The organism is Nonomuraea salmonea (assembly GCF_042428605.1).
GTDB classification, from domain to species: domain Bacteria; phylum Actinomycetota; class Actinomycetes; order Streptosporangiales; family Streptosporangiaceae; genus Nonomuraea; species Nonomuraea salmonea.
The window spans coordinates 471,305-484,463 of the sequence record NZ_JBHMCF010000008.1; the positions used below are offsets into that span (position 1 = coordinate 471,305).

Sequence of the window (13,159 nt, forward strand, 5' to 3'; positions counted from 1 at the left end):
CCCGAGTAGCCCGAGATATTGCCTGCTCCGCATGATGTCCCCCCGTTGTTGCACCGTTTCTTCCGGCCTCTTCTCTTCGGCCATCAATCAGGACAACAGGGCATGTATAGCGAGACATCCCAGATAACGCGATACAGGGTGATCTCTTGCTAAATTTTGCCTCGACGCACATTTCCTGGGCCTGTGACCGGCCAGGAGCCAGGGGCCGAGCCGCTGGACTGGCGGTTGCCGGAGTGAGCCACCCGACGGATCCTGATCAGGCAGGTTTCGACAGCGTTCTGGTCGCAGGGAAGGACTGCTACGCGCCACCTCCTCGGGGCGGCGTGTCCTGAGCCCCTGCCGTGCGGCTCGGCCAGAGAGCAGACACCACAACGGCGCCAGCGGTCTCAGCTCGGCCCGGCAAGTCGCCTGATCAGCGCCACCGCCTCGTCCAGCAGGCTCACCTCGTGCGCGGTGAGCCCTCGGTCGGCGGCGCGCCGGGCCTTGGCGTCGTCGAGCGGGCCGCCCGCGTCCAGGTCTTCGTCCAGCTCCCTCGCCAGGACGGCGAGCAAGGCCCGCGCCGCCTGCGCCAGCTCGCTCTCACCGTCCACCGCCGCCTGCGCGATGATCAGTGCCGACAGGGCGCAGTCCAGCGCGGGCCGCCCCTCACGGGCGTTGCACCAGTCGATCACCACGGGCCCGTCCGGCGTCAGCATCACGTTGTCGGGATGCAGGTCCAGGTGCAGAATCCGGTCACTGGGCTCGCGGGACAGCCGGGCCGGGATCCGGTGGAGCCGACGCAGCAGCGCGGCGAGAGTCCGCCCCGTCTCCTCGGCCCCGATCCGCCCGGCCAGCAGGGCATGCAGCATCGTCGGGCCGGACAACCGGGCCATCACCAGGTCGGTGGCGGTGCTCTCGCCGGGGAAGACCTCCGGCACGGGGAACCCGTGCGCCGCCACGTGCGCCATGATCTCCAGCTCACGCCTGGCGTCGGCGTCCACCCGGTAGCGGCGCAGCACCCGTCCGTCGCCGATCGCGTACACGTCGGCGCTGCGTCCCGCACCCACCAGCTCCCCGACCTCCATGCCCCCAACCTACGCGGCGACCGCCCGACCCGGCGGGCGGGTCGGGGCGACTGGTTCTGTGGCGTCGGCACGTGCGTGCGTGCGTCCTTCCCGTTGCGATCTCGCAACGGGAAGGACGCACGGTGGGGGTGCCATGCCGGGCGGATGGTGAAGGCGTGCGGGCACCGGGGACTGTCTGTGTCGCTGTAGCTGGAGCGGCTCCGCGAGCTCGACCACCCGGATACCTACTGTCGAAGGCCGGTCGTGGCGGGAGCGGCTGGGACGGCGGGGGTTCGGGGCCAGGTCCAGGCGGAGCGCAGGATGAAGGCCAGGAGCAGCACCTCGATTCCGATGGAGAGGCCGTAGAAGGAGGCCCAGTTCCAGGACTCCCCTGCCGCGTTGAACACCGAGTAGGGGATGCAGATCGATGCGACGACGAGGTTCGTGGCGCGGTTCGCCCGGGCGGGCAGCGTCATGGAGACCATCACCATCAGAGCCGGGATCGCCACGGACGCGAGCATCATGGTTAACAACGTCGGGCTGATGTCGAACTCGAAGACGACGCCGGCGCGGAGGCCGTCGATGACGCCGGGCTTGTAGAGGGCGAAGTAGTCGACGTAGATGTAGAGGAACATGAAGCTGGTCCATGCGGCGGCGAGCTTGGTCTGCACGGGGACCGGCGGGTTGTCGAGCAGGTTCGGGGTTTTCGTTCGGCTGGTCATCGGTTCTTCTTTCCAAAGGAGCGGTCCCTCCGCCGGAGTGGCGGCAGGGATGTACCGAGGCCGCGCCCACCTGGACGAGCACATCGCCTCGACCGGGCAGCGGTAGCCCGGACTTCGGATGAATCGAGCGCTGAGGGCAGGCCGTAGCGGCGCTGGTCGGCGGGCCGCATCGTCGTCGCCCCAGCGGACTCGCCCCCGGCGCCAGGCGTACTCCGGCACTCGATCGCTGTTCGATTCCCGCAGCAGCCTCCTCACGTCCGAGCTGCGACCGCCGCTGGTTCGTACATCGTACGTCGTACGATGTACTACGACTAGTACGCTGTACCAAGAATGTGCGCTCAACGATCGTCAAGCGGCTCGAGCGAGCGAGAGGAGACCCGTGTCTGCGAGGGAAAGACGCCAGGTGACGTCACACACGGCGCTGAGCAAGCAACGGGTGGTGGCCGAGGCGGTCCGGCTCGCCGACCGCGAGGGGGTCGGAGGGCTGAGCATGCGCCGGCTGGCCGGCGCGCTCGGCGCGGGCGCGATGTCGCTCTACTACTACGTAGCGAACAAGGAGGAGTTGCTGGACGCGATGATCGACGTCGTGTTCGAGGAGATCGAGCTCCCGCCCGAAGAGACCGACTGGCAGTCAGCGATGCGACGTCGGGCGGCATCCGCCCGGCAGGTTCTCGCACGCCACCCGTGGGCGATCGGCCTGATGGAGTCGCGGACATCGCCGGGGCCCGCGAACCTCCGCCACCGCGAAGCGGTCACCGCCTGCCTGCGAAAGGCCGGCTTCACGGTCATGATGGCGACGCACGCCAACTGGTTGCTCGACAGCTATGTCTACGGTTTCGCGCTGCAGGAAGCCAGCCTGCCGTTCGACACCGCCGATGAGTTCGCGGACATGGCCGAGGACGTTTATCTTCCCCAGCTTCCTCCTGACGAGTTCCCCTACCTCAACGAGTCCGCGGCGGTGCTCGCCGCTGCCGGCTACGACCCGGCGGAGGAGTTCACCTTCGGCCTCGACCTCGTCCTGGCCGCCCTCGAGCCCCTGAGAGTGCCTACGTGAGCCTCTACCCGTGATGTCGTTATGTGATCGTGTGGATATGGTGTGTTACCGCCAGTCTGCGGGTCCAGATGCGTAGCTCGATCAGGAGCGTCTCGGTGACGCCGGCGGCTTCTCCCTCGATCAGCTCCCACCGCGCGCCGGTCAGGTCCTAGGGATGACGATCAGGGGCATCCGGCCGCCCTGTCGTCCGCTGAGAACGCATCAGCCCTGCTAGCGTCAAGAGGGTGGTGACAGGTACGGGGGGTGAAGGTGAACTGGACACTGAGCGAGGTGTTCGAGACGCCTGACGGAAATGTCCGGTGGAGCCGCATGGGCAGCGGGGACCCGGTCGTGCTGCTGCACGGCACCCCGTACTCCTCCTTCCTCTGGCGGGACATCGCTCCAGCGCTCGCCCGTACCCGCACAGTCTTCGTCTTCGACCATCTCGGCTTCGGCCAGTCGGACAAGCACGAGGGCCAGGACCTCAGCCTGGCGGCTCACGCGAGGAACTTCGCCCGGCTCCTCGACCACTGGGAACTCTCCTCCCCAAGCGTCGTCGCCCACGACATCGGCGGGGCCGTGGCGCTGCGAACGCTGCTGTTGGAGGGGAGAAGCTACCGGGATCTGATCCTCTTCGACGCGGTGAGCGGAGGCGAGTGGGAGCGAGGGCTCTTCCGGCTCATCCTGGAACACACGGAGGTCTTCCAGCAGCTTCCGGACTATGCGCACGAAGCACTGGTCGCCAGCCACCTGCGCCACGCCACACACGTCGGCCTCCGGCCGGGAGTGCTCGACGCATACCTCGCACCGTGGCGGGGAACGGCAGGTCAGGCCGCTTTCTACCGTCAGTACCGCCAGATCAGGCAGAACGACACCTTCGCGTACGAGCACCTGCTGGGCGAGTTGTCGCTGCCGATCCGTCTCATCTGGGGCCGCGAGGATCGCATCCTTCCCCCGGAGTACGGCGAATGGCTGCACGAGCGCATCCCGCACGCCGAGTTGCACTGGATCGAGGGCGCGGGCCACCTCCTTCAAGAAGACGCTCCTGGGCGGCTCATGGCCCACCTGACCGCCGAATTCCGGCCCGACCACGATCCCAGAGATCGCCTGTCTTGAGGCGGATCGTGGATGCTTGATCTGAGCCTGTACGTTTCCAACGCCCTCTGGTGACACTCGTGGCCATACGGCACGTGGCCCCGACCGCTGACCGCCTGGCACCGCCGGCCGCCCGGTCCGCGGGGCGTTCCGCGTCGGCTATCGCCGGCGCCGCCGAGAAGGCCCTGCAGACTGCCCGGCAGACTGCCCGGCACCTGGCCGGCCAGGCCCACATGGTGGGGCGGGCAGGCGTCACCGTTTCACATCGCTGCGGGTTGGGGACAGCGTCACCATGGCCTCCGACCTGAGGGCGAACGGGGCACGGGACGATCCACGGTGAGCGAGGGCTGACGTCATGCGCGGGTTGGCGGCGATGGTGCGCGACCTGGCGGCGCGTACGCCCGGCAACCGCGAGCGCAGCGCCGACATGTGGCGCGCACTGGCCATCTGCCTGGTGGTGTTCGGGCACTGGTTCGTCGTCGCCGTGACCTACCGGAACGGCCGGCTGTCCGGGTACAACGCGCTCGACGTCCTGAGCTGGATGGACCCGGTGACCTGGCTGTTCCAGGTGATGCCGATCTTCTTCCTGGTCGGTGGCTACGCCGGCGGCGCCTCGATGGCCTCGCACCGCGCCTCCGGAGGCGACGGCATCGGCTGGGTGCTGAGGCGGACCGACCGGCTGCTCCGGCCGACGACCGCGCTGTTCCTGGTGCTGCCGCTGACCTCGCTGGTCATCGTGGCGGCCGGGGTGAACACCGACCTACTCGGCCACGCGGCGTGGCTCGCCTCCATCCCGCTGTGGTTCCTGCTGGCGTACCTCGTCCTGGTGGTACTCACGCCGTGGTTGTACGCGCTGCACCGCCGAGCGGGGCTTGCCGCCCCGGTGGCGATGGTGGTCATCGTCGCCGTCGCCGACCTGCTGGGGCGGGGCCTGCACGTGCCGGTCGTCGGTCTGAGCACCTACCTGTTCGCGTGGATGGCGATCTACCAGTTCGGATTCTGCTGGCGGGACGGGCTCCTGCGGCTGAGCCGCAGGCAAGCGCTCGCGGTCGCGGCCGGCGGCCTGGCCGCCCTGATCGGGCTGACCGTGGTGGGCCCCTACCCGGTCGGCATGGTCGGCTACAACACGGCGCCGCCGAGCCTGGCGCTGATGGCGCTGGCCACCACGCAGATCGGACTGGTCCTGGCGCTGCGGCCGGCGGCCAACCGGTGGCTTCGCCGGATCGGCCCGTGGAGTGCGGTCATCGCGACCAACGCGGTCATTCTCACCGTGTTCCTGTGGCACATGGCGGCGGCGGTGATCGCGGCCGTCGTGCTGGTTCCGACCGGGATTCTGCCGCAGCCCCCGCTGCACTCGACGGCGTGGCTGCTGTGGCGGGTGCCATGGCTGGCGGCTTGCGCCCTCGTCCTCATCGTGCTGGTCGCGCTGTTCGCGCGCATCGAGCTGCGCCGGCCGCTGACGCATTCCGTCGAGCGCGGTCCGTGGCGTGACGGCGCGACCGTGCTCGGGTCGGCCGCCGTGCTGGCCGGGCTGCTGATCGTCGCCGTGGCCGGCCCCGGCTACCACGGCCCCACGGGTCTCCCGTGGGGCGGGGTGCTCGCGTACCTGTGCGGCGCCGCCGTTCTGCGCGTGACGCGGGACCGGTCTGTCCGGTCGGACGCCGGCCCCTGAGCGCGGCGGAGCACCGCAGAACCGGCGTCGACCTGGGTGGGGCTCACCAGCGCAGCATCGCGGCCACTCCGCCCGCCTCGGCGAGCTCCTCCGCCGCTCCGGTCTCCAGCACGGTGACCTCGCCTCCGTGCTCGAAGGTGAGCTCGATCATCTCCTCCTCCAGCTCCTCGGGGGTGACGCCCACGGGCTCGGTGTTGCGCGGGCCCGCCTCGTCGAGCAGCAGGTGCTCGACGCGGCCCTGCCGCAGCAGGGAGAGGATGTCGTCGAGGCCGACCGCGCCGTTGCCGCCCGACAGGGCCAGGTCCCGGGCGCGCACGGCCAGGGCGGCGTCATGCCTGGCCCGCGCCTCCTCGCGAGCGGGGCGGACGAACTCCAGCACCTCCGACGGCGACAGGGCGGGGTCGAGCACGGCGTCCATGTGGGCGATCTCCGGGCCTGCCGGCAGCGCCTCACCCAGAACCGCGGTGTCGCGGGGGTCGCCCACCAGCAGCAGCGTCTCCCAACCCAGCCGCCGGGCCTGGCCCGCCACGTGCTGGGCCGCCTCGCGCAGGTACTTGGCCAGGTGCTCCTCGATGCGCTGGTCGAAGCGGTCGGGGTGGATGCCGCGCCGGGAGAGGCTCGGCAGCGTCGCCGATCCCTGCGCGGACCCGCCCGCGGTCGCCAGCTGGAACATCACCGGTTCCAGCTCGTCGGCCAGGCCGTACCGGCTGTCGAACAGGCGCACGCCGTCACGCCCCACCCTGGCGATCCCTGCGGGCCTGTCGGCCTGTACGGCGGCGACGAGCGGCAGCAGGTAGGCGTGCTCCCTGACTGTGGCGAGGCCACCCACCGGGAGCTGAAGCCACGCGGTGCGCACCTCGTCACCGGCCACCTGCGCGAACAGGGCACGTCCCAGACCGGGACCGGCCGGGTCGAGCAGTTCGTCGATCCGCGGCTCCAGCAAGTCCAGACGGAGGCCCACGAGCCTGGCCCGTTCCTGGTCGGGGCCTGCGGCCAGTTCCTGGCGCAACGCGGCGATCTCGTTGCGCAGCCGGGTCCGCCCGGCCTGTGTGCCGGGCTCCATCGTGGTGTAGAGCGACAGCACACCGACCTCGTCACCGAACGCGGCCAGTTCGCGCAGATCTGTCTGGTCGAACACCATGGCACGCTCACCTCCTTAGGCTGGGCGCCCTGCACGGGCACCAGCGGAGGGGGTTGCCCCATTTTAACCGAGGCGCCCATAGTCCCTGTTCAGCGGCGTACGCGAGCGCCCCTCAGCCCTGCCCGGCCCACTCCCCCACCTCCAGGACTCCGTGGGGACCTCATCACCTTTATCTGATTGCTCTTGCGTTGTTCTCCAAGGGCTCTGCCATCAGGTAGCCCCCGGCCATGGACGTTTTGTGACCACTTGTCGGATGTCTCCCGGTTGATGAGGGATCCTTGTCCGGGCAGCTCGGCCCGCCCCGGCAACGAGCCCGTGCCGGGCACGTTCGGCATGAACCCGGTCGCACCGTCGTACGAATCTCCGTGTTTGTGCCCGCTGACCTGGGGAAACAACACATTCGGCTGCTTATCGCCGCCATTCACGCGGCGCCCGGCGCCGCATTCCGCCTCATTCGGCCTTTTCGTCACAGGGAGATGGACGATGCGTGTCCAAGAGGCCCCGGCCCCGGTGACCATCGCCCCCGACACCCAGCTCGCCGACATGGTGTTCAGCGACGACCGGGTGAACGGTGACATGGTCCTGTTCCAGCGCCGGTCGGCCGGAGGCTGGAGTCCGGTGACGGCCAGGCGGTTCGCGGCCGACGTCCGCGGCCTGGCGGCCGGCTTCCTCGCCGCCGGGATCCAGCCAGGAGACCGCGTCGCGCTGCTGGCCGCCACCAGCTACGAGTGGACGGTGGTGGACTACGCCCTGTGGGCGGTGGCGGCGCTGCCGGTCCCGATCTACGAGACCTCCTCGGCCGAGCAGGTCCGCTGGGTTCTGGAGGACGCCGGCCCGGTCGCCGTGGTGGCCGGGAACGAGGCACAGCGCCGCCTGGTCGATGAGGCGGCCGCGGGCCTCTCGTCCGGACCGCCGCGGGTGTGGCAGATCGACGGCGGCGGGCTGGACCGGCTCCGCGAGGGCGGGCACGGCGTGAGCGACGCTCAGCTGCGCGAGCGGCGCCGGATGGTGTCGGCCGACGACCTGGCGACGATCATCTACACCTCGGGCACCACCGGCCGCCCGAAGGGCTGCATGCTGAGTCACGGCAACCTGCTGTACGAGGCCCGCGCCGCGATCGACAGCCTGGAGGGCATCTTCGGCCGGCACGCCTCGACCCTGCTGTTCCTCCCGCTGGCGCACGTCTTCGCCAGGGTGATCCAGGTGGCCTGCGTGGAGCGGGGTGTGTGCCTGGCGCACAACGCCGACCGGGCCACGCTGACCGAGGACCTGGCCGCCCTGCAACCGACGTTCCTGCTGGCGGTGCCCAGGGTTTTCGAGCGGGTCTTCAACGCCGCTCAGCAGCAGGCCCGGGCTCAGGGCAAGGAGAGGATCTTCGCCTGGGCCGAGCGGACCGCCGTGACCTACAGCCAGGCGCTGGACGATGGGCGGCCGGGCCGGCGCCTGCGCCTGGCACATCGCCTGGCCGACCGGCTGGTGTACCGGCGGCTGCGGGCCGCGCTCGGCGGCCGGGTCGGCTACGCCATCTCCGGCGGAGCGCCGCTGGGAACCCGGCTGGGCCACTTCTTCCGAGGGATCGGCCTCACCGTGCTGGAAGGCTACGGACTGACCGAGACCAGTGCCGCCGCCACCGTGAACCTGCCCCACGCACTGAAGATCGGCACGGTGGGGCCGCCCCTGCCCGGGGTCGACCTCCGGATCGCCGACGACGGCGAAATCCTGATCAAGGGCCCGATGGTGTTCCAGGGCTACTGGCGCAACGAGCAGACGACCAGGCAGAGCCTGACCACCGACGGTTTCCTGCGCACCGGCGACGTCGGCGCCGTGGACGAGGACGGGTTCCTGACGATCTCCGGCCGCAAGAAGGAGATCATCGTCACCGCCGGCGGCAAGAACCTCGCACCGGAGCCGCTGGAGGACCGCCTGCGCACCCATCCGCTCATCAGCCAGGCGGTGGTCGTCGGCGACCGGCGGCCGTACACGGCCGCGCTGATCGCTCTGGACGCCGCGGCGCTGGCGTCGTGGAAGCGGGCCACCGGCAAGCCCGAGCAGGCCGGCCCGGCCGACCTCCGCGACGACCCGGATCTGCTGGCCAGGCTGCAGACGGCCGTGGACGAGGCCAACACGACGGTGAGCCGGGCCGAGTCGATCCGCAGGATCCGGATCCTTCCGGTGGACCTGACCGAGCAGAACGGATATCTGACCCCGACCCTGAAGGTCAAGCGTGCCTTGGTCCACAAGGACTTCGCGGCCGACATCGAGGAGCTGTACCGCTGAGCGGCGCACCATCGGCGCTCGACCGGCTGGTCTCGGCCACGCCCGCGTCCCGCGACCGCGTGGTCGACGCCGCCCGGGCGCTGTGCATCGTGGTCGTCACCCTCTGGCACTGGACGTTGTCGGTCACCCACCGCACCGCCGACGGCAGCCTGTCCATGCCCAATCCGATCCACACCGTGCCCGGCGGCTGGCTGGCCACGTGGTTGCTGCAGATCATGCCGGTGTTCTTCCTGGTCGGCGGGTACGCCAACCTGGTCGGCTGGCAGCGGGCCCGGGCGCGCGGGACCACCGCCGGCCAGTTCGTCCTGGACCGGCTGCGCCGGCTGTTCTGGCCGACGGCCGCCTGGGCCCTGCTCTGGCTGGCCGGTGAGCTGATCGCGGCTGCCCTGCCCGGCCCGCACCGATGGATGTGGGAGTGGTTTCCCGGCTACCTGACGCCGCTGTGGTTCCTGGGCGTGTACGGCCTGCTGATCGCCGCGGTGCCGATCACCACGAGCCTGCACGCCCGCTACGGGGCCCGGGTCCTGGCAGCGCTCGTGCTGCTGATCGCCTTCGGCAGCGTGGCGCACCGCGGCGCCGGCCTGGACTGGGCGGGCTGGGCGACCGCCGCCCTGGTGTGGGTGTTCTGCCACCAGCTCGGCTACGCCTGGCGCACCTGGCAGCTCGGGCACCGGCCGTTGCCGCAGCGGCTCGCGATCGCCGCGGCAGGTCTGGCCGCGCTGGCCGGACTCACCGTGGGAGCGGGCTATCCCCTCTCGATGGTGTCCACCGCCGGCGAGGCCGAATCCAACATCTTCCCGACCAACGCCACCATCGCCGCCCTGGCCGTGTTCCAGCTCGGGCTGCTCGTCCTCATCACGCCGGCCGTCGAGCGCCTGCTACGCCGGCCGGCCGTCTGGAAGCCGGTGGTGGCCCTCAACGTGGTCGCGTTGACCATCTTCCTCTGGCACATGACCGCGTACCTGGGGGTGCTCTGGGCCTATGAAGGGCTGGGCGGCACCCTGCTCGCGCAGCCGACCGCCGGCTGGTGGGCGCAGCGCTGGCTGTGGCTCCTGGCCCCCTCTGCGGTGCTGGCCGCGCTGGCCCTCCTGTTCGCCCGGGTCGAGCTGGCCGCCCGCCGGCCCCGGAAGGCGGCGAGTCGCTGAGCTCGGCGGGGTACTCAGCCAAGCCCCTGTCGATCGCGTCGCGCCCCACATGATCAGGTAGCTGTGGATCGGCGTACCGGGCCGCGCGCGCCACGCTCGGCTAGCGAGTGTCCAGGCGGTGCTGGAGCCGCGCACGCGTCGCTACCGCTCCGAGCACGATCATCACGACCCCCAGCACCAGGTGCAGCCAGTTGTCGGCCGTGTTGAACGGGACGAAGTTGGCCCCGCCGCCGTGCGGGACGAACAGCCCGTAGAGCCAGAGCACCAGGTAGATGATGCCGCCGATGAGCAGGAACCCGCGTGCCGCCGCCCACGTCCTGGCCAGCAGGACGCCGGCGACCCCGAACACCAGGTGGACGATGTTGTGCAGGACCGACACCTGGAACAGGCCCAGCAGCATCGCGCCCGACTCGTGGCCGGCGAACTGCATCTGACCGTAGTTGGTGGTGATGCCGGGGATGAACCCGAGAATGCCGATCAGGAGGAACACGGCGCCGACGATGAGCGCCGCCATCTGAACGGGCGTCTTGGTGGCGGAGGAAAGAACGCCGCTCATGGCGCCTCCCTTGTCGTACTGGTGATAGTCATATGCGCCTACCCCCCACGGCGGCCCTCACGCACCGTGACCTATAGGAGGTCAGGGGCTTCAAGATCGTCGGCTACGACAATGACGGCATGGAAGGGGCGTCGGCGTCCGGAACCGGCCCACCCCCGATGGTGCCCGCCCGCACGCTCCGGAGCAGGCCGTTCGCCTCCGGCGGCGCCCGTCAATCCTCATCGTCGGCGCCATCGGCATCAGGATCATGCAGGGCCCGCCGCCCACCGCCCGACTGCCCGGGGACCGGGATCTTTGCCAGCGGCTCCTGTCGGTCTCAGCCTCGATCCGGTCGGGGGAGGTCGATACCGCCGGCGCGGAGTCTCGCTTCGACGAGCGAGGCCAGGCGGGCCGCGGCGGAGTCGCGTTCTTCGCCGTGGTGGGCGATCAACCGGTAGCGGGTCGCGGTCTCGGTATGGGCTTGCAGACCGGTCACGATCCTGAGGTGGTCGGGATGGGCGAGGTAGTGCTCGGCCATGTCGGTGGCCAGCTCCACAACGCGGGGATCATCCGGTGCCCAGCCGATGACTTCGGCGCTGCGCTTGGTCAGCTCCACGAATCGGGGGTTGCGCAGCGCGTGTTCGATGTCGGCGAGGTAGTCCTCGAAGCCTTCGGGGACCAGAGCCTTGGCCAGGACGAAGGATTCCCGGGCGGTGCGTACGTCCTCCGGTGTGAAGCCGAGGGTCGGCATTGCCTCCAGCATCGCCACGGCGCGGTCGGGCAGCAAGGTCCGGTCGCCGCTGGAGAGCCGGTTGAGCATGTCCCTCTGTGCGGCCAGCGCGGCGATCCGGGCGGTGAGCTGCTGCTCGACGTCGGCGAGCGCCGCGGCGAACGGCGCGGCGTCGCAGTCCAGCAGCGGTCCGATGTCGGCCAGCGGCACCCCGGCGCCGGCGAGCGTTTTGACCTGCACCAGTCTCAACAGCTCGGCCGAGCCGTAGCGCCGGTACCCCGAACTGTCGCGCGCAGGCTCCGCCACCAGCCCGAGCTTGTGGTAGTGCCGCACCGTTTTGATCGTGATGCCGGCGAACGCGGCCGCCTGGCCGATGGTCACCCCTGCGGCCATGGGCTCAGCGATCCTTTCGCGCCTGCGCGGCGGCGGCGGTCTCCCGCACCGCGGCGGCGATCGCTCGGAAGTCCTTGCGCAGGATCTGGGTGTGGTTGCTCTCGACTTTGGCGCTGACCCGCAGGTTGGGGTTGCGGTGGAGCACCGGATCGAGAGAGGCGCGCATCTGCTCCATCTCCTCCGCGCCGCCGCCGAGGTTGGCTCCGAAGGCCAAAATGTATCGCACCGGGCAGGACAACCGGTCCAGGACGGGTTCGAGAGCGGCGCAGACCTCGTTGATCTCGATGTTGACCTGGGCGTGCTGAGCGGCACTCATCGAGGCGGCCAGGCCGAAGGGGCGCGCGAGCGGCAGCCCCAGCCGCATGTTGCGAAACGCGCGCCGGATCCGCTCCCGGTTCTCCTCGCCGGTCAGCCCCCAGGGGACCGCGCCGTCGACCGAGACCACGCCGGCGATCCGGCCGGGGTTGCGATCGGCCCAGTGCACCGCCAGCGCCGCGCCATAGGACCAGCCGACCAGCAGCGGCCGCTCCACCCCGGTCGCCTCGATGACCGCGTCGACGTCGCGCAGACAGCCCTCGAAGGAGTAGTCGGCCGACCGCTTCGACTTGCCGCGGGCGCGCTCGTCGTAGGTGAGGTGTCGCCACCGGTGGCCGAGTTCGGCGATCACCCGTCGCCAGGAGCGCTGGCTCGCATAGGAGCCGTTGAGATACACGACGGCTTGACCGGGGCCGCGGGTATCGGTGACCGCCAGGGCCGTGTCGTCGACAGCCACCATGCCGGTCCATGAGGAAGCGTGTGAATGCGTCATGCGGTCAGCATCCGCCTTGACCTCGGGTCAAGGTCAAGGCGGACCCACAAGGCCACCGGGTCGAGTTCCGGTGGCCTCGACGGAGGCATTGACCTGCATCGCCGCATCGGCGTCGGGTGAGCGCCGCTGCAGGGGGTGTACGACCCGAGCGGGCACGGGGCGGCGCTGTTCGCGTTCTTCGCCGGGATGGCGGAACTGGGACGGGAGTACCTCCGGGAGAGGTCCCTCGCAGACCAGGCCTCGGCACGCGAGCGTGGCCGCCACGGCTGGTCATCCCGGCCGGGAAGAACAAGAGTCGTAACTCGTCCCTGGCCAGCGTCCATCGCGTGCGGGGCCAGGAGGGCCAGAGCTGACGGGTCGAGGCCGGTGGGCCAGAAAGGTCTGGGAGCAGGACGGTCTGCCGCCGGTGCGGTCCTCAACAAGCGCCTCCGGAGGAACAGAAGGCCGATCGCCAGGGCGGCTTGCCGGTGTCCGGGTCGGTGTATTCGCCTGGTAGCCGAGACCGGTATTGGTGCCGGGCTGAGCAATGACCGAGCCGAACGGGTCGTAGGCGGTCGAGGACTGC

General features: G+C 70.3%; 11 protein-coding genes. 5 read left to right on the forward strand and 6 right to left on the reverse strand.

Annotation, left to right across the window (positions count from 1 at the left end):
• Positions 1 to 386: 386 nt before the first annotated feature.
• Both ACFFR3_RS09805 and ACFFR3_RS09810 read right to left on the reverse strand, forming a co-directional pair.
• A complete protein-coding gene (locus tag ACFFR3_RS09805; RefSeq protein WP_345408075.1) occupies positions 387 to 1,064 on the reverse strand; it encodes a phosphotransferase in 678 nt (225 codons plus the stop codon).
• A gap of 224 nt (positions 1,065 to 1,288) precedes the next feature.
• On the reverse strand, positions 1,289 to 1,765 hold the full coding sequence (locus tag ACFFR3_RS09810) for a DUF6326 family protein (RefSeq protein ID WP_345408077.1): 477 nt from the start codon (positions 1,763 to 1,765) through the stop codon (positions 1,289 to 1,291).
• Positions 1,766 to 2,168: 403 nt separating this feature from the next.
• Here ACFFR3_RS09810 and ACFFR3_RS09815 point away from each other — a divergent pair, with 403 nt between their 5' ends.
• The 3 genes from ACFFR3_RS09815 (at position 2,169) to ACFFR3_RS09825 (ending at position 5,565) form a co-directional block, all read left to right on the forward strand.
• The gene (locus ACFFR3_RS09815; RefSeq protein ID WP_364379045.1) at positions 2,169 to 2,819 is read left to right on the forward strand and encodes a TetR/AcrR family transcriptional regulator; all 651 of its coding nucleotides are present in this window, start codon (positions 2,169 to 2,171) and stop codon (positions 2,817 to 2,819) included.
• Between the two features lie 249 nt (positions 2,820 to 3,068).
• Positions 3,069 to 3,914, forward strand: a complete 846-nt coding sequence (locus ACFFR3_RS09820) for an alpha/beta fold hydrolase (RefSeq protein ID WP_364379042.1) — start codon at positions 3,069 to 3,071, stop codon at positions 3,912 to 3,914.
• A 334-nt stretch (positions 3,915 to 4,248) separates the two neighbouring features.
• Positions 4,249 to 5,565, forward strand: coding sequence for an acyltransferase family protein (locus tag ACFFR3_RS09825; RefSeq protein ID WP_345408083.1), 1,317 nt, complete (start codon positions 4,249 to 4,251; stop codon positions 5,563 to 5,565).
• A 43-nt stretch (positions 5,566 to 5,608) separates the two neighbouring features.
• Here the strand turns inward: ACFFR3_RS09825 and ACFFR3_RS09830 are convergent, their stop codons facing one another.
• A complete protein-coding gene (locus ACFFR3_RS09830; protein ID WP_345408085.1) occupies positions 5,609 to 6,706 on the reverse strand; it encodes a VLRF1 family aeRF1-type release factor in 1,098 nt (365 codons plus the stop codon).
• Positions 6,707 to 7,189: 483 nt separating this feature from the next.
• Between ACFFR3_RS09830 and ACFFR3_RS09835 the strand changes: the two genes are divergently transcribed.
• A complete protein-coding gene (locus ACFFR3_RS09835) occupies positions 7,190 to 8,983 on the forward strand; it encodes an AMP-dependent synthetase/ligase (protein WP_379482972.1) in 1,794 nt (597 codons plus the stop codon).
• A gap of 59 nt (positions 8,984 to 9,042) precedes the next feature.
• A complete protein-coding gene (locus ACFFR3_RS09840) occupies positions 9,043 to 10,128 on the forward strand; it encodes an acyltransferase family protein (protein ID WP_345408089.1) in 1,086 nt (361 codons plus the stop codon).
• Between the two features lie 100 nt (positions 10,129 to 10,228).
• On the opposite strand, the gene ACFFR3_RS09845 is transcribed toward ACFFR3_RS09840, so the two are convergent.
• The 3 genes from ACFFR3_RS09845 to ACFFR3_RS09855 all read right to left on the reverse strand — a co-directional run bounded on the left by ACFFR3_RS09845 (position 10,229) and on the right by ACFFR3_RS09855 (position 12,561).
• A complete protein-coding gene (locus ACFFR3_RS09845; protein ID WP_379482973.1) occupies positions 10,229 to 10,684 on the reverse strand; it encodes a DUF4383 domain-containing protein in 456 nt (151 codons plus the stop codon).
• A 316-nt stretch (positions 10,685 to 11,000) separates the two neighbouring features.
• The gene (locus ACFFR3_RS09850) at positions 11,001 to 11,786 is read right to left on the reverse strand and encodes a MerR family transcriptional regulator (protein ID WP_379482974.1); all 786 of its coding nucleotides are present in this window, start codon (positions 11,784 to 11,786) and stop codon (positions 11,001 to 11,003) included.
• 4 nt (positions 11,787 to 11,790) lie between these two features.
• Positions 11,791 to 12,561, reverse strand: coding sequence for an alpha/beta fold hydrolase (locus ACFFR3_RS09855; protein WP_379482975.1), 771 nt, complete (start codon positions 12,559 to 12,561; stop codon positions 11,791 to 11,793).
• Positions 12,562 to 13,159 lie beyond the last annotated feature (598 nt).